This is a genomic window from Streptococcus sp. SM5 (genome assembly GCF_027497975.1).
Window position 1 is genome coordinate 95405 of the sequence record NZ_JAJNSC010000009.1, and the last position, 23156, is coordinate 118560.

Annotated in this window: 17 protein-coding genes; 12 read left to right on the forward strand and 5 right to left on the reverse strand. The window is 38.2% G+C overall.

Annotation, left to right across the window (positions count from 1 at the left end; all coding sequences use genetic code 11):
- Positions 1-247: 247 nt before the first annotated feature.
- Positions 248-1438, forward strand: a complete 1191-nt coding sequence (metK, locus tag PAN07_RS08565) for a methionine adenosyltransferase (protein WP_084863102.1) — start codon at positions 248-250, stop codon at positions 1436-1438.
- A gap of 89 nt (positions 1439-1527) precedes the next feature.
- Here metK and PAN07_RS08570 read toward each other — a convergent pair whose 3' ends face one another.
- The 5 genes from PAN07_RS08570 to PAN07_RS08590 form a co-directional block, all read right to left on the reverse strand.
- Positions 1528-2157, reverse strand: a complete 630-nt coding sequence (locus tag PAN07_RS08570; protein ID WP_084863104.1) for a GNAT family N-acetyltransferase — start codon at positions 2155-2157, stop codon at positions 1528-1530.
- A gap of 134 nt (positions 2158-2291) precedes the next feature.
- Positions 2292-2591, reverse strand: a complete 300-nt coding sequence (locus PAN07_RS08575) for a DUF1827 family protein (protein WP_000767189.1) — start codon at positions 2589-2591, stop codon at positions 2292-2294.
- A 58-nt stretch (positions 2592-2649) separates the two neighbouring features.
- Positions 2650-3102 (reverse strand): NUDIX hydrolase, encoded by a 453-nt coding sequence (locus tag PAN07_RS08580; protein WP_000013079.1) that lies wholly within the window; start codon positions 3100-3102, stop codon positions 2650-2652.
- Positions 3103-3231: 129 nt separating this feature from the next.
- Entirely contained in the window at positions 3232-5490 is a 2259-nt protein-coding gene (locus PAN07_RS08585) for an ATP-dependent Clp protease ATP-binding subunit (RefSeq protein WP_084863106.1), read from the reverse strand.
- Between the two features lie 229 nt (positions 5491-5719).
- On the reverse strand, positions 5720-5950 hold the full coding sequence (locus PAN07_RS08590) for a DUF1797 family protein (RefSeq protein ID WP_000443570.1): 231 nt from the start codon (positions 5948-5950) through the stop codon (positions 5720-5722).
- A 190-nt stretch (positions 5951-6140) separates the two neighbouring features.
- Here PAN07_RS08590 and PAN07_RS08595 point away from each other — a divergent pair, with 190 nt between their 5' ends.
- From PAN07_RS08595 to PAN07_RS08645, 11 genes are all read left to right on the forward strand, one after another.
- A complete protein-coding gene (locus PAN07_RS08595) occupies positions 6141-6824 on the forward strand; it encodes an amino acid ABC transporter permease (RefSeq protein ID WP_033686685.1) in 684 nt (227 codons plus the stop codon).
- Complete coding sequence (locus tag PAN07_RS08600) at positions 6824-7558, forward strand: amino acid ABC transporter ATP-binding protein (RefSeq protein WP_269797698.1); 735 nt, start codon at positions 6824-6826, stop codon at positions 7556-7558. Before PAN07_RS08595 ends, PAN07_RS08600 begins: the two co-directional genes overlap by 1 nt.
- 349 nt (positions 7559-7907) lie before the next feature.
- The gene (locus PAN07_RS08605; protein WP_064276973.1) at positions 7908-8471 is read left to right on the forward strand and encodes an HAD family hydrolase; all 564 of its coding nucleotides are present in this window, start codon (positions 7908-7910) and stop codon (positions 8469-8471) included.
- A gap of 14 nt (positions 8472-8485) precedes the next feature.
- The gene (gyrB, locus tag PAN07_RS08610; RefSeq protein ID WP_000134040.1) at positions 8486-10432 is read left to right on the forward strand and encodes a DNA topoisomerase (ATP-hydrolyzing) subunit B; all 1947 of its coding nucleotides are present in this window, start codon (positions 8486-8488) and stop codon (positions 10430-10432) included.
- An 81-nt stretch (positions 10433-10513) separates the two neighbouring features.
- Positions 10514-12241, forward strand: coding sequence for a septation ring formation regulator EzrA (gene ezrA, locus PAN07_RS08615; protein ID WP_084863109.1), 1728 nt, complete (start codon positions 10514-10516; stop codon positions 12239-12241).
- A 136-nt stretch (positions 12242-12377) separates the two neighbouring features.
- Positions 12378-13769, forward strand: coding sequence for a peptidoglycan-N-acetylglucosamine deacetylase PgdA (gene pgdA, locus PAN07_RS08620; RefSeq protein WP_269797699.1), 1392 nt, complete (start codon positions 12378-12380; stop codon positions 13767-13769).
- Positions 13770-13976: 207 nt separating this feature from the next.
- Positions 13977-18941, forward strand: coding sequence for a S8 family serine peptidase (locus PAN07_RS08625; protein ID WP_269797700.1), 4965 nt, complete (start codon positions 13977-13979; stop codon positions 18939-18941).
- Positions 18942-19224: 283 nt separating this feature from the next.
- Positions 19225-19596, forward strand: coding sequence for a GFA family protein (locus tag PAN07_RS08630; protein WP_084863113.1), 372 nt, complete (start codon positions 19225-19227; stop codon positions 19594-19596).
- A 35-nt stretch (positions 19597-19631) separates the two neighbouring features.
- Positions 19632-20549, forward strand: coding sequence for a glycine--tRNA ligase subunit alpha (glyQ, locus tag PAN07_RS08635; protein WP_084863114.1), 918 nt, complete (start codon positions 19632-19634; stop codon positions 20547-20549).
- A 211-nt stretch (positions 20550-20760) separates the two neighbouring features.
- Positions 20761-22797 (forward strand): glycine--tRNA ligase subunit beta, encoded by a 2037-nt coding sequence (gene glyS / locus PAN07_RS08640; RefSeq protein ID WP_261203734.1) that lies wholly within the window; start codon positions 20761-20763, stop codon positions 22795-22797.
- 41 nt (positions 22798-22838) lie between these two features.
- The gene (locus PAN07_RS08645; RefSeq protein ID WP_269797701.1) at positions 22839-23096 is read left to right on the forward strand and encodes a DUF896 family protein; all 258 of its coding nucleotides are present in this window, start codon (positions 22839-22841) and stop codon (positions 23094-23096) included.
- The last annotated feature ends 60 nt before the right edge of the window (positions 23097-23156 follow it).

The window sequence follows — 23156 nt, forward strand, 5'->3', positions numbered from 1 at the left end:
AGTTATATAGTCCCGATAAGATGGTAGGCATTTATCGCGAAGAGTTTTCCTATCAGTACTTTGTAATTTGCAAAGACTGACGGCTCCATACGGTTGCCGCTATAATGCGGTCACCCTATGCGCCTTACTAGCTTCAGAAATAAAAAATTATCGTTTTTATTTCTTTCGCGTCGTAACTCTTAGACTATAGAAATACCTATCAGTACTTTGTAACTCTATAACACTATTTTTAAGGGGGGACATTTTTATGTCAGAACGTAAATTATTCACGTCTGAATCTGTATCTGAGGGGCATCCGGATAAGATTGCAGACCAAATTTCAGATGCGATTTTGGATGCTATTTTAGCTAAGGATCCAGAGGCGCACGTTGCTGCTGAGACAGCTGTATATACTGGTTCCGTCCATGTTTTTGGTGAAATATCTACAAATGCTTATGTGGATATTAACCGTGTGGTTCGTGACACTATTGCAGAGATTGGCTACACCAATACAGAATATGGTTTTTCTGCTGAGACTGTAGGAGTACATCCATCTTTGGTGGAACAATCTCCTGACATTGCTCAAGGTGTTAACGAAGCCTTGGAGGTTCGTGGGAATGCAGACCAAGATCCGCTTGACCTGATTGGCGCTGGTGACCAAGGGCTCATGTTTGGATTTGCAGTGGATGAAACAGAAGAGCTCATGCCATTGCCAATCTCACTCAGTCATAAATTGGTTCGTCGTCTGTCAGAACTTCGTAAGTCTGGGGAAATCAGCTATCTTCGCCCAGATGCTAAATCACAAGTTACTGTTGAGTATGATGAAAATGACCGTCCAGTACGTGTGGACACAGTTGTTATTTCAACTCAGCACGATCCAGAAGTCAGCAACGAACAAATTCATAATGATGTGATTAACAAGGTCATTAAAGAGGTTATTCCAGCCTCTTACTTGGATGAGCAAACAAAATTCTTCATCAATCCTACTGGTCGTTTTGTAATCGGTGGACCTCAAGGGGACTCAGGTTTGACTGGTCGTAAGATTATCGTAGATACATATGGTGGCTACTCTCGTCACGGCGGTGGTGCCTTCTCTGGTAAGGATGCGACTAAGGTGGACCGTTCAGCCTCTTATGCGGCTCGTTATATTGCCAAGAATATCGTTGCAGCAGGCCTTGCTAAGAAGGCAGAAGTGCAATTGGCCTATGCTATCGGTGTTGCCCAGCCTGTTTCTGTTCGTATCGATACCTTCGGTACTGGAATAGTAGCTGAAAGCAAACTTGAAAAAGCAGCACGTCAAATCTTTGACCTTCGCCCTGCAGGAATTATCCAAATGTTGGATCTTAAACGTCCAATTTACCGTCAAACAGCGGCTTATGGACATATGGGACGTACAGATATTGACCTTCCATGGGAACGTCTCGATAAGGTAGATGCTTTGAAAGCAGCAGTAAAATAGATAAGAAAACCAACGTTTTGAACGTTGGTTTTTATAAATATAAGTTATCCTTATTTAAATAGGATTTGTAAATTGCTGGCCTATTATAATTAATTCATTGTTTTTAAAAATGCCCAGTTACCAATTGATTTTGATCCGTATTCTAAGTCAATATAGTCCAGTAATACATAATCGTTTTTTCCGTAGAATGAGGCATTGATTGCTGTGTTGGTAATGAGACCCAAGTGCTTACAGCCTTTTGATCTGACATAGGGTTCAATTCCTTGTTTCAAAAATGTACTACCTATTCCCTGCCCTTTATTTGCTACATTGACAGCTAAGGCCATTAAATACCAATCAAACTCTCCTGATTGTTCTAAGTGCTTTTTGGAACGTTTTACAAAGTCAAAGTATTTAAAAAGATTTCGTGGTCGAATGTAGCGAAAAATGTTTGTTCCGCCATTTTGTAGATAGGATAGTATGCAGAAATCCTTTTGTTGCAAAAGGGCGACTGCACGTAATTCTCCATCTTGTTCCGCAACTAAACAGTTTCCTTTTTTAATATAGACTCTGGTAAGCATTGTTTGTAATGTTTCTACAAAATTAGGATAATAATCAGGTTTCTTTAAATCATCCCTTATAATCGTTAAAAAGGGATAGTCAAGAAAGGAATTGGCTAATAGTTTTCCAATTTTTTCGTATTCTTCAAGTCTTGCCTCTCGATATATCATGTCTCCCATGCTTGTCTCCTTTGTTACCTATAAAATTGTGTATGATAGGATTTCAAGATAAAAAATTGGAGATGATTTAAAAAGCTAAATAAACCCAATTTTGTTCCATAAGGTTTAAAGCATTTTCTAATCTCTCCAAGATTTTATTTGGTTGGAATCGAAATTCCAATTAATTTTTCTGAATAGAGGGTTTTGATATTGGCCTCATCAATAGAGTCCTTATCAATTTTACGTTTCAAGAAAAATTCTTGAATAGCTTCGATTTCAGGTTCGCGGATAGCGCGGTGTTTGTTTGAGATGAGGATTTCATAGTGAAGCGGAGCTTGGGTAAAAATAACATCGGTATTACCTGCAGAATAGACCTCAACAAGGGTTGCATCTGTACTTTCTAGCTGGCTTTTTACAAGTTGCGAGTGTGAGTTTGTCGTATTGATTAGCTTCATAACATTTCCTCCGATTTTCTAATTCTATTATAGCACTTTTTAAATAAAGTAGCTTGATTTAGTCAATCTTATGCTGTTTTTTCCAAGATTGGATGGCCCATTTATGGCTACCACGTTTGAGATTTTCAATAGCCTCGTCAATAGGGAACCAGGCAATATGATTAAAGTCTTCTAGTGGTTTTTGTACTTCTTTGAAAGAAGTCGCTTCATAGAGGTAGGCAGGATTGTAGTAGTAGGTATCACGGTGACGAGAGTAGAAATATTCATCAGCTTGTCCGTAATAGGTACCAATTTCAGCTGTAAATCCAAGTTCTTCAATCAACTCACGTTTTAGGGCTTCCTGATGGTTTTCACCCGCTTCAATTTCGCCACCTGGTAAGAACCAAGCCCCATTAGGTGCTTGAACAAGAACAATTTGTTTTTGTTCAGCGTCTGGAATTACTGCATATACACCGTAACGAGCAACATAGTCTGTATTCGCTTTTTTTTCTCCGAAAGTTGGATTTGCCATTGCATTTTCCTCATTATCTATTATCTTTATTATTATCTTAATGGACAAAGGCTGAGCTGTCAAGAATTTATAGTTATTTTAGTAAAAAGGAGCAGAAAATTTTCATTTTCTACTCCTTTTCTATAGGATTTATACTTCTTTTTCAGAAGTTTTAACTTCAGCTTTTTTGGCAGACTTAATTTGAATGTTTCCCTTGCTGGTCATAACTGCCTTGAGTTCTTTTTCGCTTGGATTTTCAAGGTAGTAGTCAGTGATGGCGTCCTCAATATAGTCTTGAATAGTACGACGAAGTGGGCGTGCTCCCATTTTTGGATCATAACCGAGGTCAACTAATTTTTCTTTGACCTTGTCAGTTACATCCAAATGAATGTTGTTGCTAGAAAGGCGCTTGTTAACGTCTGCTAGCATCAGCTCGACAATCTGAAGGAGGTTATCCTTGCTGAGAGCCTTAAATTCGATAATACCATCAAAACGGTTCATAAACTCTGGGCTAAAGAAGTTACCGAGTTCACCGAGAACAGAGTTGGTACGTCCTTCTCTAGCAGCCCCAAATCCAACGCTGGCTTCGGCCTTACCTGTACCTGCATTTGAAGTCATGATGATGATGGCATCCTTGAAACTAACGGTACGTCCTTGTCCATCTGTCAAACGACCATCGTCCAAGACTTGAAGGAACATGTGCATAACATCTGGATGGGCTTTCTCTACTTCATCCAAGAGAATAAGTGAATATGGATTGCGACGAACTTTTTCCGTTAATTGCCCAGCCTCATCATAGCCAACATAACCTGGAGGGGCACCGACCAATTTAGCCACGCTGTGTTTTTCCATATATTCACTCATATCAAAGCGAATCATACTGTCAGCAGAACCAAAGAGTTCGATAGCTAGTTGTTTGGAAAGTTCCGTCTTACCGACACCAGTTGGCCCAACAAAGAGGAAGCTTCCAATAGGACGGTTAGGCGTACCGAGTCCAACACGATTACGGCGAATAGCTTTGGCAATCTTATCGACCGCATCATCTTGGCCAATAACATGAGACTTGAGATCTTCGGCTAGATGGATGAGTTGAGATTGTTCTTTCTCTTTTAAATCACCAACAGGGATATTGGTTTTCTGCTCGATAATGTGCTCAATGGTTTTCTCACTGATGATAGGAGTATCTTGGTCTGTGACCTTTTTCTTTTGCATTTCCTTATACTTGGTAATCTGGTCACGGAAGTAGGCAGCTTTCTCAAAATCTTCTTCTCGTGTAGCTTGAGATTTGAGATTTTCAGCCTCAATCAAGCGCTGATCAATCACTTTAGGGTCTACAAAATTCAAGGTCAAATTCATCTTAGAACCCGCTTCATCTAGGAGGTCAATGGCCTTGTCAGGTAAGAAGCGATCTTGGATGTAACGATTGGAAAGAGTTGCAGCTGCTTCAATTGCAGCATCGGTATACTGAACGTGGTGGTAGTCTTCGTATTTCTTTTGAATGCCTTTGAGGATAGTGATTGTTTCTTCCACCGTTGGTTCATCGACCTTAACAGGCTGCATACGACGTTCTAGGGCAGCATCCTTTTCAATGATACGGTATTCATTGAGTGTAGTTGCACCGACCAGTTGCAGTTCCCCACGAGCAAGGGCGGGCTTGAGGATATTTCCTGCATCCATATTGCCATCGCCCGCAGAACCAGCACCAACAATTTCATGGATTTCATCGATAAAGAGAATAATGTCTTCACGTTTTCGAATTTCTTCCATGAGCTTTTGCATGCGTTCTTCAAATTGTCCTCGAATACCCGTTCCTTGAACCAAGCTAACCACATCCAGACGGATGACTTGTTTACCTTGGAGTTTATGTGGAACGTCGCCATCAACGATTTTCTGAGCTAGACCTTCGACAACGGCAGTTTTTCCAACACCAGGTTCACCGATAAGAACAGGATTATTCTTGGTTCTGCGATTGAGAATCTCAATGACACGGATAATCTCATCATCGCGTCCAATAACGGGATCTATATCTCCGCGACGGGCAATTTCAGTTACGTTGATACCAAATTCTTCCAGCAGGCCTTTTTCTTGGCTTGGTGGAGGAGTTTGAGCAGGTCCACGATTTTGGGAACCATAACCGCCGTTTCCACCGTAACCTCCACCTGATTGGGTTGGGGGAGTCGGAGGAGTGTTGTTAGAAGGTCTAAAATTGTTTAGGTCATTGAAGAAATCACCAAAGGGATCAAAGTCACGATTGTTTAGATCCGTCATACCTTTAAAGAGGCTATCGTTGGGATCTGTCTTGATAATCTTATAGCAGTTTTGACAGAGGTCAATTTGTTTTTGCTTTCCATTGAGATTGGTATAAAGATGAATTGTTGAGTCATTGATTTTACAGTTTTGACAAAGCATACATCTACCTCATTTCTTTCTTTAGCCTGACCTGTTTAAAGGTCAAAAATAGTCAAATTTCTATACTCTCATTATAACAGGATTGGGGTGTAAAGCAAGTAAAAAGATTGCAGCTTTGAGAAGTTGTTACAAGGAAAATTTTTGTGATTTTAGGGAATAAAAAAATCCTATTTGTGAGACAAAAAGGATTTTGGTTAGACATGCAGGGTGTAACCCAGCTTGTTTTGTATTAGTAAAGGAGTTCGTAAATCTCCATTGCAATCAAGTCAATGCTGTCAAACGTATAAGTTTCGCGAGCTTCGACATCACGAAGGGTAAAGATTGAGCCGTTTTCTTCGTCGTGGCTGTATGCAACTTCTGCAACAACAACTCCTTCGCGTTCAAAATTACGTTTTAAATTTCCGCCGTCTTTAGCCATTGCTTCAAGGCGGTTGATGATTCTAACCAAATGTGATTCCATTTTGATTCTCCTTCATTTCTTATCGTTACTATTTTACCATAAAGGAGGCCAACTTGCCTAGAAAAAACTAAGATTTCTCGCTAATTCTACCAGCTTAAAGATTTTTTGAATAAATTAGACAAAAGATTTGAATTTTAATTCATTCCATGTTATAATCATACAGTATTCTATTTTAGAAAGCAGTGTGACTATGAATTTTTCTTTCTTACCTAAGTATTTACCTTATTTTAACTATGGGGCTGTCGTGACGGTTCTCATTTCTATCTGTGTTGTCTTTTTGGGAACTATTTTGGGTGTTGTCTTGGCTTTTGGGCAACGTTCAAAGTTTAAACCGTTTGTTTGGCTCGCCAACTTGTACGTTTGGATTTTCCGTGGGACACCGATGATGGTTCAGATTATGATTGCCTTTGCCCTTATGCACATCAATGCTCCGACTATTCAGGTTGGAATTTTAGGTGTTGACCTTTCCCGTCTGATTCCAGGGATTTTGATTATCTCTATGAACAGTGGTGCTTATGTTTCTGAGACTGTTCGTGCTGGGATTAATGCGGTTCCTAAGGGGCAGTTAGAAGCGGCTTATTCTTTAGGGATTCGTCCTAAAAATGCTATGCGCTATGTGATTTTGCCACAAGCAATCAAAAATATTTTGCCAGCATTGGGGAACGAATTTATCACTATTATCAAGGATAGTTCCCTCTTATCAGCTATAGGTGTTATGGAGTTGTGGAATGGAGCTACAACAGTTTCTACAACAACCTATCTACCTTTAACACCACTTTTATTTGCAGCCTTTTACTACTTGATCATGACCTCTATTTTGACAGTAGCCTTGAAAGCTTTTGAAAAACGTATGGGACAAGGAGATAAAAAATAATGACAGAAACCTTAATAAAAATTGAAAATTTACATAAATCCTTTGGAAAGAATGAAGTATTGAAGGGCATCAACCTCGAGATTAAAAGAGGAGAAGTTGTCGTTATCATCGGTCCTTCAGGGAGCGGTAAATCTACCTTGCTTCGCTCTATGAATTTGTTGGAAGAAGCAACCAAAGGGAAGGTTCTCTTTGAGGGAGTTGATATTACGGACAAGAAGAATGACCTCTTTGCCATGCGTGAGAAGATGGGGATGGTTTTCCAACAATTTAATCTCTTTCCTAATATGACTGTGATGGAAAATATCACCTTGTCTCCTATCAAGACTAAAGGTGAAAGTAAGGAAGTTGCAGAGAAGAGAGCTAAGGAACTTTTGGAAAAAGTTGGTTTACTAGATAAGGCAGATGCTTACCCTCAGAGTTTGTCAGGTGGCCAGCAACAACGGATTGCCATCGCGCGTGGTTTAGCTATGGAACCTGATGTCTTGCTCTTTGACGAGCCAACTTCAGCCCTGGACCCTGAAATGGTAGGAGAGGTGTTGGCTGTTATGCAAGACTTAGCCAAGTCAGGAATGACCATGGTTATCGTAACACATGAAATGGGATTTGCTCGTGAGGTGGCAGACCGTGTCATCTTTATGGCAGACGGTGTGGTTGTTGAAGACGGAACACCCGAACAGATTTTTGAACAAACCCAAGAACAGCGGACTAAAGACTTCTTGAGTAAGGTTTTATAATCTATTTTAAACTTTCAAGAGAAGATTAGTGAAAAGCTAGGCTCAATACCAGTCAAGTGGAACTTACTTTGAGAAGTTACCCCCCTTATTAATAACATCCATAAATTGGATATTAGGATTTTTAATATAAAGTAGTTTTGTGTTAAAATATAATTGTTCCATATGATTCTCTCTAATGATGGTTTGGTCGCTTTTCATTATGGGTCATATGGAACTTTTTTCTACAAGAAAATAGGTTTCATAGTATTTATAATAGATTTACCCACTACAAATAATATAGAGCATTTTTTATGTGGAAAACTCAAGGAAATCATCGCTTTTTTCATAAAAAAATGCTATAATGAAGGGTATGAAATATCACGATTATATCTGGGATTTAGGTGGAACTTTACTGGATAATTACGAAACTTCAACAGCTGCCTTTGTTGAAACATTGGCATTGTATGGCATCAAACAAGACCATGACAGTGTCTACCAAGCTTTAAAGGTTTCTACTGATTTTGCGATTGAGATATTCGCTCCCAACTTAGAGAATTTTTTAGAAAAGTACAAGGAAAATGAAGCCAGAGAGCTAGAACATCCGATTTTATTTGATGGAGTTTCTGGTTTATTGGAAGACATTTCAAATCAAGATGGCCGTCATTTTTTGGTTTCTCATCGAAATAATCAGGTCTTGGAAATTTTAGAAAAAACCTCTATAGCAGCTTATTTTACAGAAGTGGTGACTTCTAACTCAGGCTTTAAGAGAAAACCAGATCCTGAGTCCATGATTTATTTAAGAGAAAAGTATCAAATTAGTTCAGGACTTGTCATTGGTGATCGACCGATTGATATCGAAGCAGGGCAAGCTGCTGGACTCGATACCCACTTGTTTACCAGTATCGTGAATTTAAGACAAGTATTAGACATGTAAGAAAAAGGAATAAGATGACAGAAGAAATTAAAAATCTGCAGGCACAAGATTATGATGCCAGTCAAATTCAAGTTTTAGAGGGCTTAGAGGCTGTTCGTATGCGTCCAGGGATGTATATCGGATCGACCTCAAAAGAAGGTCTTCACCATCTAGTCTGGGAAATTGTTGATAACTCAATTGATGAAGCCTTGGCAGGATTTGCTAGCCATATTCAAGTCTTTATTGAGCCAGATGATTCGATTACTGTTGTCGATGATGGGCGTGGTATCCCAGTCGATATTCAGGAAAAAACAGGTCGACCTGCCGTTGAGACCGTCTTTACTGTCCTTCACGCTGGAGGAAAGTTTGGCGGTGGCGGATACAAGGTTTCAGGTGGTCTTCACGGAGTGGGGTCTTCAGTAGTTAATGCCCTATCCACTCAACTAGACGTTCATGTCCACAAAAATGGGAAGATTCATTACCAAGAGTACCGTCGTGGTCATGTTGTCGCAGACCTTGAGGTGGTTGGAGATACGGATAAAACGGGAACAACAGTTCACTTCACACCGGATCCAGAAATTTTCACTGAAACAACAACCTTTGATTTTGATAAATTAAATAAACGGATTCAAGAGTTGGCCTTTCTAAATCGTGGTCTTCAAATATCCATCACAGATAAGCGTGAGGGGTTAGAACAAACTAAGCATTACCACTATGAAGGTGGGATTGCTAGCTACGTTGAATATATCAATGAGAACAAGGATGTAATCTTTGATACACCAATCTACACAGATGGTGAGATGGATGATATCACAGTTGAAGTAGCCATGCAGTACACAACGGGTTACCATGAAAACGTCATGAGTTTTGCCAACAATATTCATACCCATGAAGGTGGAACGCATGAACAAGGTTTCCGTACAGCCTTGACACGTGTTATCAACGATTATGCTCGTAAAAATAAGTTACTGAAAGACAATGAAGACAATCTGACAGGGGAAGATGTCCGTGAAGGATTAACTGCAGTTATCTCGGTTAAACACCCAAATCCACAGTTTGAAGGACAGACCAAGACAAAACTGGGGAATAGCGAAGTGGTCAAAATTACCAATCGTCTCTTCAGTGATGCCTTCTCTGATTTCCTTATGGAGAATCCTCAAATTGCAAAACGCATTGTAGAAAAAGGAATTTTGGCTGCCAAAGCTCGTGTGGCTGCCAAGCGTGCGCGTGAAGTCACTCGTAAAAAATCTGGTTTGGAAATTTCCAACCTTCCAGGTAAACTAGCAGACTGCTCTTCTAACAATCCTGCTGAAACAGAACTCTTCATCGTCGAAGGAGACTCAGCTGGTGGGTCAGCCAAATCTGGTCGTAACCGTGAATTTCAGGCAATTCTTCCAATCCGCGGTAAGATTTTGAACGTTGAAAAGGCAAGTATGGATAAGATTCTAGCTAACGAAGAAATTCGTAGTCTTTTCACAGCGATGGGAACAGGATTTGGTGCAGAATTTGATGTTTCAAAAGCTCGTTACCAAAAACTTGTTTTGATGACCGATGCCGATGTCGATGGAGCCCACATTCGTACCCTTCTTTTAACCTTGATTTATCGTTATATGAAACCAATCCTAGAAGCTGGTTATGTTTATATCGCTCAACCACCAATCTATGGTGTCAAAGTTGGAAGTGAGATTAAAGAATATATCCAGCCAGGAGCAGACCAAGAAATCAAACTCCAAGAAGCCTTAGCTCGTCACAGTGAAGGCCGTGCTAAACCAACTATTCAGCGTTATAAGGGGTTAGGTGAAATGGATGACCATCAATTATGGGAAACAACCATGGATCCAGAACACCGCTTAATGGCTAGAGTTTCTGTGGATGATGCGGCTGAAGCAGATAAAATCTTTGATATGTTAATGGGAGATCGAGTAGAGCCTCGTCGTGAATTTATCGAAGAAAATGCCGTCTATAGTACACTTGATGTCTAAAAAATCGGGAGAAGTAGTTCCCTTGGTCTAAAAAATATGATATAATCATTACGATTGTTTCAAGTAAAAAAGGAGTTTAATATGTCTGGTAGTCTAGTAGTATATCTTATAATTGCAATTGCAATTATATTGCTGATTTCATATGCTATAGCAATTTATGTACGGAAACGCAATGAAAGTAAATTAGCAATTTTAGAAGAGAAAAAAGAAGAGCTGTACAATCTTCCAGTAAACGATGAAGTTGAAGCTGTAAAAAACATGCACTTGATTGGACAAAGTCAAGTGACTTTCCGTGAGTGGAACCAAAAATGGGTTGACCTATCTCTTAACTCTTTTGCAGATATCGAAAATAATCTTTTTGAGGCAGAAGGCTATAACAACTCATTCCGTTTTTTCAAGGCCAGTCATCAAATAGACCAAATCGAGAGTCAAATTACCTTGATTGAAGAAGATATTGCGGCAATTCGCAATGCTTTGGCAGATTTGGAGAAACAAGAGTCTAAAAATAGTGGACGTGTTCTTCATACTTTGGACTTGTTTGAAGAGTTGCAACACCGAGTGGCTGATCATTCTGAAGAATATGGCCAAGGTTTATCTGAAATCGAAAAACAATTGGAAAATATCCAATCAGAGTTTTCTCAGTTTGTTACTTTGAACACTTCAGGTGACCCAGTAGAAGCTGCTGTGATTTTGGATAATGCTGAAAATCATATCTTGGCTTTGAGTCACATAGTAGATCGCCTGCCAGCAATTGTAAAAACATTATCTAAAGAGCTACCTGATCAATTGGAAGATTTGGAAGACGGTTACCGTAAACTTTTAGATGCTAATTATCATTTTGCTGAAACGGATATTGAATCTCGCTTCCAATTGCTTTATGAAGCTTTGAAGAAAAACCACGAAAATATTGCACAATTAGAGTTGGATAATGCTGAGTATGAAAATACTCAAGTTCAAGAAGAAATCAATACACTCTATGATATCTTTACACGAGAAATTGCTGCTCAAAAAGTAGTAGAAGGCTTAGTTGCAACCCTTCCTACATATTTGAAACACATGAAAGATAGTAATGCTGTTTTAGTGGAAGATATTCAACGATTGAGTAACAATTACCTACTATCTGAAACGGATGTTAGTCATGTTCATAGATTACAAGCTGAGTTAGAATCTTTAGAAGAATCTGTATTGGAATTAACTTCTGAACAAGAGGAACATTCTGAACCTTATTCATTCCTTGAAGATCGTTTGGAAAACTTACAAGCGACTTTGAAGGAAATTGAAGATGAACAAGTTGCGGTTAGTCAACGCCTTGCTCAGATTGAAAAAGATGATATCAATGCTCGCCAGAAGGCAAATGTTTATGTTAATCGTCTTCACACGATTAAGAGATATATGGAAAAACGCAATCTTCCAGGTATTCCTCAGAATTTCTTACAGTTGTTCTTTACAGCAAGTAACCATACTGAAGAGTTGATGGCTGAACTAGAAGAAGCTCGGGTCAATATCGAAGCTGTGAACCGTATGCTTGAAATTACAACCAATGATATGGAAGCACTTGAAGAAGAAACCTATAATATTGTTCAATATGCAACATTGACAGAACAATTGCTACAGTATTCGAACCGTTACCGCTCATTTGATGAACGAATTCAAGAAGCTTTTAATGAATCATTAGAAATTTTTGAAAAAGAATTTGATTATCATGCTTCATTTGATAAGATTTCGCAAGCTTTGGAAGTTGCAGAACCAGGTGTAACCAACCGTTTTGTCACTTCATACGAAAAAACACGTGAGACGATTCGTTTCTAACATAATAAAAGGCTCTAAAATATTTGTAGTGGGTAAATCCCCCTATAGATATTATGGAGCCTATTTTTTTGTTCAAAACGAGTAATAGTACTTATTTCTCATTGAAATTATAGCCTGAATTTGATATGATATTTCTATGGATAAAAGTAGAGCAAATCGTGTTGAGCACGATAAAAAGAGAATCGGTTTAATAGCCCTAGTAGCTATCTTTTCAGTAAGTATTTGTGTCCTTGGTTCAATGATTGGATACAAAATATATACAAAGCAAAGTTTTGAACAAAGGATTGAAACGCTCAAAAAAGAGAAAGATGATCAATTGAGTGAGGGAAATCAGAAAGATCATTTTCGTAAGGGACAAGCCGAAGTAATTGCCTATTATCCTCTCCAAGGGGAGCAAGTGATTTCATCTGTAAAAGAAATCATGACACAGGATATTAAGGAAAATCTGGAAGACAAGGAAAATCTAGTTTTTTATTATACTGAGAAACAGGATTCGACTTTAAAAGGGATTGTTAACCGAAGTGTGATGAAACAAGTCTATGATTTAACTTCGTCAAAAGTTGAAGAGACTGAAAAAACTAGTCTGGCAAAAGTCCATTTGACAGAAGATGGTAAACCTTATACACTTGATCAATTATTTTCAGATCCTAGTAAAGCCAAAGAGCAGTTGTTAAAAGAAATCACCTCTTTCTTACAGGATAAGAAATTGGAGCAAGAAAAGATTGATCAAGTTGTTAAAGGCTTCTCTGATCAAGACTTGTCTGCATGGAATTTTGATTACAAGGATAGTCAGATTATCCTTTATCCAAGTCAGTCAGTTGAAAATCTAGATGATATTGCCTTACCAGTATCTAGTTTCTTTGATGTAGTACAATCCTCTTATTTATTAGACAAGGATGCCGAACTTTATAAGGCTTATTATGAAAAGAAAAATCAAAAAGTAGTAGCTTTAACTTTTGATGATGGACCAAATCCTGCGACGACAAATCAAGCATTAGATACACTTTCTAAGTATGGTATCAAGGCAACTTTCTTTGTTTTAGGTAAGAATGTTTCTGGAAATGAAGAGATTTTGAAACGCATGAAATCGGATGGCCATGTTATTGGAAACCATAGTTGGAGTCATCCAGTGCTTTCAAAACTTTCACTTGACGAAGCTAAAAAACAGATTACTGATACTGAGGATGCTCTAACTAAAGTGTTGGGGTCTAGTTCCAAACTTATGCGCCCCCCTTATGGAGCTATTACAGACGACATTCGCAATAGCCTCGATTTGAGCTTTATTATGTGGGATGTGGATAGTCTGGACTGGAAGAGTAAAAATGAAGCATCTATTTTGACAGAGATTCAACATCAAGTTCGTAATGGTTCGATTATCTTAATGCATGATATTCATGCTGAAACAGTGAATGCTTTACCAAAGATTATAGATTATCTAAAAGAGCAAGGATATCACTTTGTCACAGTTCCTGAAATGCTTAATTCACGATTGAAATCACATGAACTATTCTATGATCGTGATCAGTAAGATTTTTGCTGAATAACTAATTAAATCGTAAGTAATTTTTCAATAAATAAATTTAGTCTTGTATTAATCGAGGCTAAATTTTTTTATGTTTAAATCTCATGATAGGATTGGTTAATATTACAATTTTGTTACAAAATAAGTTTTTGATAGAATTTTCTGATAATTTGGTATATAATACTTTTAATTTAAATAAAAAGGAGTGATTTTATGGGAGATTGCAAAGATTTTTGTCATAAAAAGTACCAAGTAGCAACGATTTTTCTGCTAACGGTCTTTGCATTCGGATTTGCTTTCGCACAGGTTAGTGCCGATGAGGGAAAATTTGAAGCATCCAATCAAGTTACACATGCTGTAATGACTAATAAATTAGATGATTCAAATAAGCTCGCACCGCCAGTCACGGCTGACAAGAATGCTCTAAATTCTTCTTCGAAGGAAAAAACAGAAGTGACAGAGTCATTAAAACAAGATGATTCTACAGAGTATAGAGATAATAAGTCAGTCAAAGCCGTAACCACACAGAAAGAAACGACTGCTATAAAAAGTGAAGAGAAGAAGGAAGAATCAGCAGTGAAAAGTAATTCTTCTTCGGAAAGCATCCAATCACAGTCGTTATCTCAAGGTGGACATAAAGAAAAGCCAAACAGTATCTCCAGTAATGAAATTATTACTGTCCCTAAAACCTGGGAAGCAGGACATAAAGGACAAGGAACTGTAGTCGCTGTTATAGATTCAGGTCTTGATTTGAATCATGAAGTTTTGCGTATTTCTGATCCGTCAAAGGCGAAATTTAAAAATAAGGATGATATCGAAAAAGCTAAAAAGACTGCTGGTATTGACTATGGGAAATGGTACAGTGATAAAGTAGTATATGCTTATGATTACTTTGATGGAACTGATAATATAAAAGAAGCTGAAAAAGAGTCTCATGGAATGCATGTTACTGGGATTGTAGCTGGAAATCCTGTTAATAAAGCCCCGAATTCTGAGAAGGTTTATGGGGTGGCGCCAGAAGCTCAAATTATGTTTATGAGAGTTTTTTCAGACAGAGATAAAACTACAGCATCTGCCCTCTATGTAAAAGCTATTGATGATGCAGTTGCACTAGGTGCAGATGTGATCAATATGAGTTTGGGTGCAGGTGCGGGTTCAACGGTAGATGCAGGTTCAGATATCATTGATGCAGTAAAAAGAGCACGCGCTAAAGGAGTATCTGTTGTTATTGCTGCTGGTAATAGTAATACTTTCGGTAGAGGTTTTTCACAACCATTGGCAGCAAATCCTGATTATGGTCTCGTCGGAAATCCCTCTACAGTAGAAGATTCAATTTCTGTTGCTTCGATTAATAATAAAATTCTAACTACTGAAGTTTTTGAAGTAAAAGGTTTAGAAAATGACGCTACCCTTGATTATGGTAAGTTTGATTTTAATAGACCTGAAACAGAAAAAGATTTTGAAAAAGGGAAAGAATACGAATATGTAGCAGCAGGTATTGGTCGTGAAGAAGATTTTGCTAATATTGATGTAAGAGGCAAGTTAGCACTGATTCAACGTGGTAAAATTAATTTTTCTGATAAGATTAAAAATGCTCTTAAACACGGTGCAGCTGGAGTTTTAATTTATAACAACGTTGAAGGTGCAAATGTTAGTATGTCTGTTACAGGTGATGCTAAGAAAATCCCATCTGTTTTTATTTCAAAACATTATGGTGAAATTCTTAAGTCTGGTCAGTATAAAATTGTCTTTAATCACAAGATGGATAATCGTAAATCAGACGTTGCAGACCAATTATCAGATTTTTCAAGTTGGGGAGTTACAACTGATGGACAATTGAAACCAGATGTTACTGCACCTGGTGGAAATATCTATTCATCATTTAACGACAATAGCTATGGAAGTATCAGTGGAACAAGTATGGCGGCCCCTCATGTAGCTGGTGTCGCAGCATTAGTCAAAGAATATTTAGCAAAGAAACATCCTGAATTATCAGCTAGTCAAATTTCAGAGATTGTAAAAGCTTTAATTATGTCTACTGCAAAACCACATTTTAATAAACAAACTGGAGCCTATACTTCTCCACGTCAGCAAGGTGCAGGCGTAGTTGACACGATGGCGGCAACAAGCACAGATTTATTTGTAACAGGTGCAAATAACTATCCAAGTGTTACTCTTGGTAATGTTGGTGATAAATTTACCTTTGAAGTTACAATTCATAATATTTCGGATAAAGACCAAACATTGAAGATGATTGTAAATACAAATACGGACGAAGTTGAAGAAGGGAAATTCACTCTCCGTCCACGAAAACTAACTGAAACAGTTTGGCCTGAAGTAACTGTGAAAGCTCATAGTAGGAAGACGGTAACAGTTAGTGTAGATACAAGTAAGTTTACTGAAGAACTTAGCAAAATAATGCCAAATGGATATTTTCTAGAAGGATTTGTTAGATTTGTCAATCCTGCAGATGATGGTTCTATTATTGGTTTACCATTTATGGGATTTAAGGGAGAATTCCAAAATCTACCTGCAATTGAAAAACCAATTTATCAATTGTTTAAGGAAGGAAACAGTGGATTTTACTCTGAAATTGATAAAGATAATCCAGGAATTTCACCTTCAGACGATGCAACTTATTTAACAAGTTCTGAAAATGATGTAAATGTTTTAAAAGCAGAGCGTCAAGGAAATCGAGTGACTGTACTCGGAGTGAAACAAGATGCTGAAGGAAAATACCATCTTCAATTAGATGAAAAGGGGAACATCCGCCTTGCTATCTCGCCAAATGAGGATGGTAATAAAGATTCTGTTCGGTTTAAAACTCTTGTCTATAGAAACTTGGTAAATCTTCGTGCGACGGTTTATGCTTCTTCGGATACAACACACAGTCAGCCTATTTGGCAAAGTCGTCCAACAGACCTTGTAAAAAATTATTTTGATGGCGATACTAGAAATCCAAGAAGTTATATTGTAGATAAAACAGCTTGGGGAGGACAGGATTCTAATGGAAATCGAGTTTCTGATGGAATTTATGACTATGTTATTAGTTATAAGCCAGATGTCCCTGGAGCTGAGGAACAATATACAACATTTAAAATTCAAATCGATACACAAAAACCTCTGATTACTTCGGGATATATTCGTTCTCAAGAAGATCAAGAACAATTTATAGCTCGCAAACCTCAGGATGTCGGAAATGGTGGAATTCTTCTAGAAAAAGTCTTTTATATTCGTCCTTCTGAAAATAGAGAGGCGACAGATTCAGAAATCGAACAGTATCAAATTATCAAACAAAATGAAGATGGTAGTTATACACTTCCTAAGAACATTGATAAATCGAAAATCTTCTATTATGTAGAAGACTTTGCAGGAAATGTAGATTTTATATCTCTCAAAGATCTTGTAGGTGAAGAAAATAGTGGTCGTGTAAAAATTGCTATACTAAACAATAAAACCAAGGATGAGATTGATACAACTTATGTTTATCGCATTAAAAATAGCGAAGGTCAATATGTAACCGTTGATAAGTCAAAAGATATTAATTTCTTGAAATTTGGGCATTATGTTGCAGAAATTTTTAGCTATGACCGTACAGAGTTGAAATTTGTGAGTGCTCTATCTAAGGAATTTGATTTAACGAAAGAAAACAGTTTTCAAACTATTACCTTCTTGGCTAACAAAATGAAATATGCCCCAGTAACGATTGGCTTTAATCAAGCTGTTCCTGGAACTACAACGATTACTTTAGTAGGTGAGGACGGTCAGAGTCAAGTCTTGCCAGCTGAAACATATGGTAAACATTCTTACGGTAAGAAAGTGGTTACTGGTGAATATAAGGTTCTTGTAAATCTGTCAAATGGTTATGAATTACTTGATAATCTTCAACCATTTAAAGTTCTGTTTGGTAAAAATAATGTTTTGTCACTTTCAGTTGTTTCTAAGTTAGCTCTGATTGCAGCTTTAAATAAACAAATGGAAGTAGTTAAAACTCCGAGATATTATAATACAAAACAGAAGTTAAAAGAGATTTTTGATCAAAGTGTCAAAGATGCGCAACTAGCATTGGGAAGTAAACTTAACCAAGATAAAATTGACCAAATTGTTAAGGCTTTAGAGTCTGCTATGCAAACATTGGATGGTAAGGAATCTGATATCACATCATTGAAGAATGCCATTAAAGCATATGCTGAGACAGTTAAAAAAGGTAAATATATAAATTCTGATCAAGAACGCAAAGGTCAATATGATCGTGAATTCAAACTCTTGGCATTATTAATTACAAAAGATTTGATAACTCAAGATGAAATCGACCGTCTATTGACCACTTTCTTGCAAGCACAAGACCAACTGAATGGGAAAGAAACAGATTTCATGAGCCTAAAAAATGTTATCGTGGATGAAGTGAAGTTCCAAGACAAAGATCCAAGATTTTTGACAGCTAGCAAAGAGGAGAAAGATTCATATAATCTTATTTTCAACAAAGCTAAGTTACTTTTGGAAAATGCAGAATCTAGTCAAGAAGAAATTAATGAAGTAATCAATGCTCTAAAAGAAACGTCTGTAAAACTGAAGGCTAATAAAGTAGAGATTCCAGCTAAACCGGTTGTAACGATTAAACCAGCTAATCCAGCTAATCCAACTAAGCCGGTTGTAACGATTAAACCAGCTAATCCAACTAAGCCGGTTGTAACGATTAAACCAGCTAATCCAACTAAGCCGGTTGTAACGATTAAACCAGCTAATCCAACTAAACCGGTTATAACGATTAAACCAGCTAATCCAACTAAGCCAGTTGTAATGATTAAGCCAGTTATTCCAACTAAACCAGTTGTAATGATTAAGCCAGTTAATCCAGCTAAACCAGTTGTAACGGTTAAGCCAGTTTCTCAAGTGCAACCTGTTAAATTAGTAAGTCACAATAGACAAGTCTCAACTATTAAGCCTTCAATTAGCAATGATAAAATTGAGAAAGCTCCATCAATTATAGAAGCTAAGCATGAGAATAAAACACTAGCTGGAAGTGGTCAACAAGTATTTTTAGCTACAGTCAACAAAGAAGGAAAACAATTACCAGCCACTGGTGAGAATAATATAATTTCTATTATGCTAAGTATTTCGGGAATTTCTCTCTTGTTGTCAGTAATCGGACTTGCAACTTTTTCAAAAAGTGAGTAGAGAATACAATACATCTTTCTATAGTTTTTGATTTACAGTATGTTACAATTCTGATATAATAGTCAAGAGGAAAGAAAGTCTTATGGCGTTCTTCAAGCGAGCTTGGGATAGTGGGAGCCAAGTAGGACAAAATAAAGAACTGGCGCTTTCTGTAGTATTTTCAAAAACAATGAAGTAATAAATTAGGGTGGAACCGCGTTTCTGACGCCCCTAGTCGCAAGGCTTGGGTGTTGAAATTCGGTTCTTTTTGAATTCGTCTAATGCCTAAGTAGAAAGGAGCATCATGCTTAAAGGATCTTGTTTATGTAAAGCAGTGACCTACACTCTAGATGAGGAATTATCGGAATTAGTTTTTTGTCATTGCTCATTTTATCGAAAAGCAACTGCGTCTGCCTATACAGTTAATGCTAAAGTTAGCAGTGAAAAGCTAGTATTGCATGGAAAAGAAAAGCTTGTTTCCTATAGTTCTTCTCCAGGAAAACAGCGTTATTACTGCCAGAACTGTCATAGTCAAATTTTCACTGTTCAAGAAAATATACCAGAAGTCTGTGCTTTGAAATTAGGTACAATAGATGAATGCGATCAGAATTTACAAACTGTTCCTAAACGTCATATTTTTCAGGACCCAGCCTTTTCTTGGTTGCTTGATAAATAAATCTAAGAAGATAATATAAATTAAAGGAGTAAACAATGTCTAAAAAATTGACTTTCCAGGAAATCATCCTTACTTTGCAACAATTTTGGAATGACCAAGGTTGTATGCTTATGCAGGCTTATGATAATGAAAAAGGTGCGGGGACAATGAGTCCATACACTTTCCTTCGTGCTATCGGACCTGAGCCATGGAATGCGGCTTATGTAGAGCCATCACGTCGTCCTGCTGACGGTCGTTACGGGGAAAATCCTAACCGCCTTTACCAACACCACCAATTCCAAGTGGTTATGAAGCCTTCTCCATCAAATATCCAAGAACTGTACCTTGAGTCTTTGGGAAAATTGGGTATCAATCCTTTGGAACACGATATTCGTTTCGTTGAGGACAACTGGGAAAACCCATCAACTGGTTCAGCTGGTCTTGGTTGGGAAGTTTGGCTTGACGGAATGGAAATCACTCAGTTTACTTATTTCCAACAAGTCGGTGGATTGGCAACTAGCCCTGTGACTGCGGAAGTAACCTATGGTTTGGAGCGTTTGGCTTCTTACATTCAAGAAGTAGACTCTGTCTATGATATCGAGTGGGCTGATGGTGTAAAATACGGAGAAATCTTTATTCAGCCTGAGTATGAGCACTCAAAATATTCATTTGAAATTTCAGATCAAGAAATGTTGCTGGAAAACTTTGATAAGTTTGAAAAAGAAGCTGGTCGTGCCTTGGAAGAAGGATTGGTACACCCTGCCTATGACTATGTTCTCAAATGTTCACATACCTTTAACCTGCTTGACGCGCGTGGTGCCGTATCCGTAACCGAGCGTGCAGGCTATATCGCTCGTATCCGTAATTTGGCCCGTGTTGTAGCCAAAACCTTTGTCGCAGAACGCAAACGCCTAGGCTACCCACTTTTGGATGAAGAAACACGAGCTAAACTCTTAGCAGAAGACGCGGAATAAAGAAAGTGACAAATTACGAAAATGGGCTAACAATGTGAGCCCTGAACCAGTTGCCGCAGTGATGAAAGTATCCTTAGTGAAGCTAAGGATACTAGGCAAAATTGGAGACTTTTGGCTCCAATTTTAGCAATGAAACAACGAAGTTGGTTGCTTGCGTGCCAATCACATAAGGCAAACTGGAAAATAAAAAGATATTTTTCGGAGAAAAAACATGACAAAAAACTTATTAGTAGAACTCGGTCTTGAAGAATTACCAGCCTATGTTGTCACACCAAGTGAAAAACAACTAGGCGAAAAAATGGCAGCCTTCCTCAAGGAAAACCGCCTGTCTTTTGAAGCCATTCAAACCTTCTCAACACCACGTCGTTTAGCTGTTCGTGTAACTGGTCTTGCAGACAAACAGTCTGATTTGACAGAAGATTTTAAGGGGCCAGCAAAGAAAATTGCCTTGGATAGTGATGGAAACTTCACCAAAGCAGCTCAAGGATTTGTTCGTGGAAAAGGATTGACTGTTGAAGATATCGAATTCCGTGAAATCAAGGGTGAAGAATATGTCTATGTTACCAAGGAAGAAATTGGTCAAGCAGTTGAAGCCATTGTTCCTGGTGTTGTAGATGTCTTGAAGTCCTTGACTTTCCCTGTCAGCATGCACTGGGCTAACAACACCTTTGAATATATCCGCCCTGTTCACACTTTAACTGTTCTTTTAGATGAAGAAGAGTTTGATTTGGATTTCCTTGATATCAAGGGAGGTCGTGTGAGCCGTGGTCATCGTTTCTTGGGACAAGAAACTAAGATTCAGTCAGCATTGAGCTATGAAGAAGACCTTCGTAAGCAGTTTGTAATCGCAGATCCACGTGAACGTGAGCAAATGATTGTTGACCAAATCAAAGCAATCGAAACTGAGCATGGTGTACATATCGAAATTGATGCGGACTTGCTTAATGAAGTCTTGAACTTGGTTGAATACCCAACTGCCTTTATGGGAAGTTTTGATGCCAAATACCTTGAAGTTCCAGAAGAAGTTTTGGTGACTTCAATGAAAGAACACCAACGTTACTTTGTTGTTCGTGATCAAGACGGTAAACTCTTGCCAAACTTCATTTCTGTTCGTAACGGAAACGCAGAGTATTTGGAAAATGTCATCAAAGGAAATGAAAAAGTCTTGGTAGCCCGCTTGGAAGACGGTGAATTCTTCTGGCGTGAAGACCAAAAATTGGTTATTTCAGACCTTGTTGAAAAATTAAACAATGTCACCTTCCATGAGAAAATTGGTTCCCTTCGTGAACACATGATTCGTACGGGTCAGATTGCTATTCTCTTGGCAGAAAAAGCTGGTTTGTCAGTGGATGAAACAGTTGACCTTGCTCGCTCAGCAGCTATTTACAAGTTTGACTTGTTGACAGGTATGGTTGGTGAATTTGACGAGCTCCAAGGAATTATGGGAGAGAAATATGCCCTTCTTGCTGGTGAAACTCCAGCAGTGGCAGCTGCTATTCGTGAACACTACATGCCTACATCAGCTGAAGGAGAACTTCCAGAGAGCAAGGTCGGCGCAGTGCTTGCCATTGCAGACAAATTGGATACGATTTTGAGCTTCTTCTCAGTAGGTTTGATTCCATCAGGGTCTAATGACCCTTATGCCCTTCGTCGCGCGACCCAAGGTGTGGTTCGTATCTTGGATGCCTTTGGTTGGCACATTGCTATGGATGAGTTGATTGATAGCCTTTATGCTTTGAAATTTGACAGTTTGACTTATGAAAATAAGACAGAGGTTATGGAATTTATCAAGGCTCGTGTTGATAAGATGATGGGCTCTACTCCAAAAGATATTAAGGAAGCCGTTCTTGCAGGGTCAAACTTTGTTGTGGCGGATATGTTGGAAGCAGCAAGTGCTCTTGTAGAAGCAAGCAAGGGAGAAGACTTTAAACCATCTGTTGAATCCCTCTCACGTGCTTTCAACTTGGCTGAGAAAGCAGAAGGCAATGACACGGTTGATCCTGCTCTCTTTGAGAATGAAGAAGAGAAAACCTTGGCTGAAGCAGTAGAAACACTCGTTTTATCAGGTTCTGCAAGTCAGCAATTGAACCAACTCTTTGCTCTTAGCCCAGTCATTGATGCATTCTTTGAGAATACCATGGTTATGGCTGAAAATGAAGCAGTCCGTCAAAATCGTTTGGCAATCTTGTCACAACTAACCAAGAAAGCAGCTAAGCTCGCTCGTTTTAACCAAATCAATACTAAATAAACTCAGTCAAACGGACTGTATCTTATCACAAAGGAGAAGAAATGGATCCGAAAAAAATCGCTCGTATCAACGAGCTTGCCAAAAAGAAAAAAACAGAAGGCTTGACCCCAGAAGAAAAAGTAGAACAAGCCAAACTACGTGAGGAGTACATCGAAGGTTATCGTCGCACTGTTCGTCACCACATCGAAGGGATCAAAATTGTGGACGAAGAAGGAAATGATGTTACACCAGAGAAACTACGTCAAGTCCAACGTGAAAAAGGATTACATGGTCGTAGTCTCGATGACCTAAACTCATAATAAGCATTCTTTCTTTTAACAAAGATAGATGAAATAATAAGTAAAAGACTAGCAGACAAA

Bases quoted from the DNA above. Each gene is read 5' to 3' on its own strand.
- metK (WP_084863102.1), top strand. From the start codon at position 248: ATGTCAGAACGTAAATTATTCACGTCTGAATCTGTATCTGAGGGGCAT.
- PAN07_RS08570 (WP_084863104.1), bottom strand. From the start codon at position 2,157: ATGGGAGACATGATATATCGAGAGGCAAGACTTGAAGAATACGAAAAA.
- PAN07_RS08575 (WP_000767189.1), bottom strand. From the start codon at position 2,591: ATGAAGCTAATCAATACGACAAACTCACACTCGCAACTTGTAAAAAGC.
- PAN07_RS08580 (WP_000013079.1), bottom strand. From the start codon at position 3,102: ATGGCAAATCCAACTTTCGGAGAAAAAAAAGCGAATACAGACTATGTT.
- PAN07_RS08585 (WP_084863106.1), bottom strand. From the start codon at position 5,490: ATGCTTTGTCAAAACTGTAAAATCAATGACTCAACAATTCATCTTTAT.
- PAN07_RS08590 (WP_000443570.1), bottom strand. From the start codon at position 5,950: ATGGAATCACATTTGGTTAGAATCATCAACCGCCTTGAAGCAATGGCT.
- PAN07_RS08595 (WP_033686685.1), top strand. From the start codon at position 6,141: ATGAATTTTTCTTTCTTACCTAAGTATTTACCTTATTTTAACTATGGG.
- PAN07_RS08600 (WP_269797698.1), top strand. From the start codon at position 6,824: ATGACAGAAACCTTAATAAAAATTGAAAATTTACATAAATCCTTTGGA.
- PAN07_RS08605 (WP_064276973.1), top strand. From the start codon at position 7,908: ATGAAATATCACGATTATATCTGGGATTTAGGTGGAACTTTACTGGAT.
- gyrB (WP_000134040.1), top strand. From the start codon at position 8,486: ATGACAGAAGAAATTAAAAATCTGCAGGCACAAGATTATGATGCCAGT.
- ezrA (WP_084863109.1), top strand. From the start codon at position 10,514: ATGTCTGGTAGTCTAGTAGTATATCTTATAATTGCAATTGCAATTATA.
- pgdA (WP_269797699.1), top strand. From the start codon at position 12,378: ATGGATAAAAGTAGAGCAAATCGTGTTGAGCACGATAAAAAGAGAATC.
- PAN07_RS08625 (WP_269797700.1), top strand. From the start codon at position 13,977: ATGGGAGATTGCAAAGATTTTTGTCATAAAAAGTACCAAGTAGCAACG.
- PAN07_RS08630 (WP_084863113.1), top strand. From the start codon at position 19,225: ATGCTTAAAGGATCTTGTTTATGTAAAGCAGTGACCTACACTCTAGAT.
- glyQ (WP_084863114.1), top strand. From the start codon at position 19,632: ATGTCTAAAAAATTGACTTTCCAGGAAATCATCCTTACTTTGCAACAA.
- glyS (WP_261203734.1), top strand. From the start codon at position 20,761: ATGACAAAAAACTTATTAGTAGAACTCGGTCTTGAAGAATTACCAGCC.
- PAN07_RS08645 (WP_269797701.1), top strand. From the start codon at position 22,839: ATGGATCCGAAAAAAATCGCTCGTATCAACGAGCTTGCCAAAAAGAAA.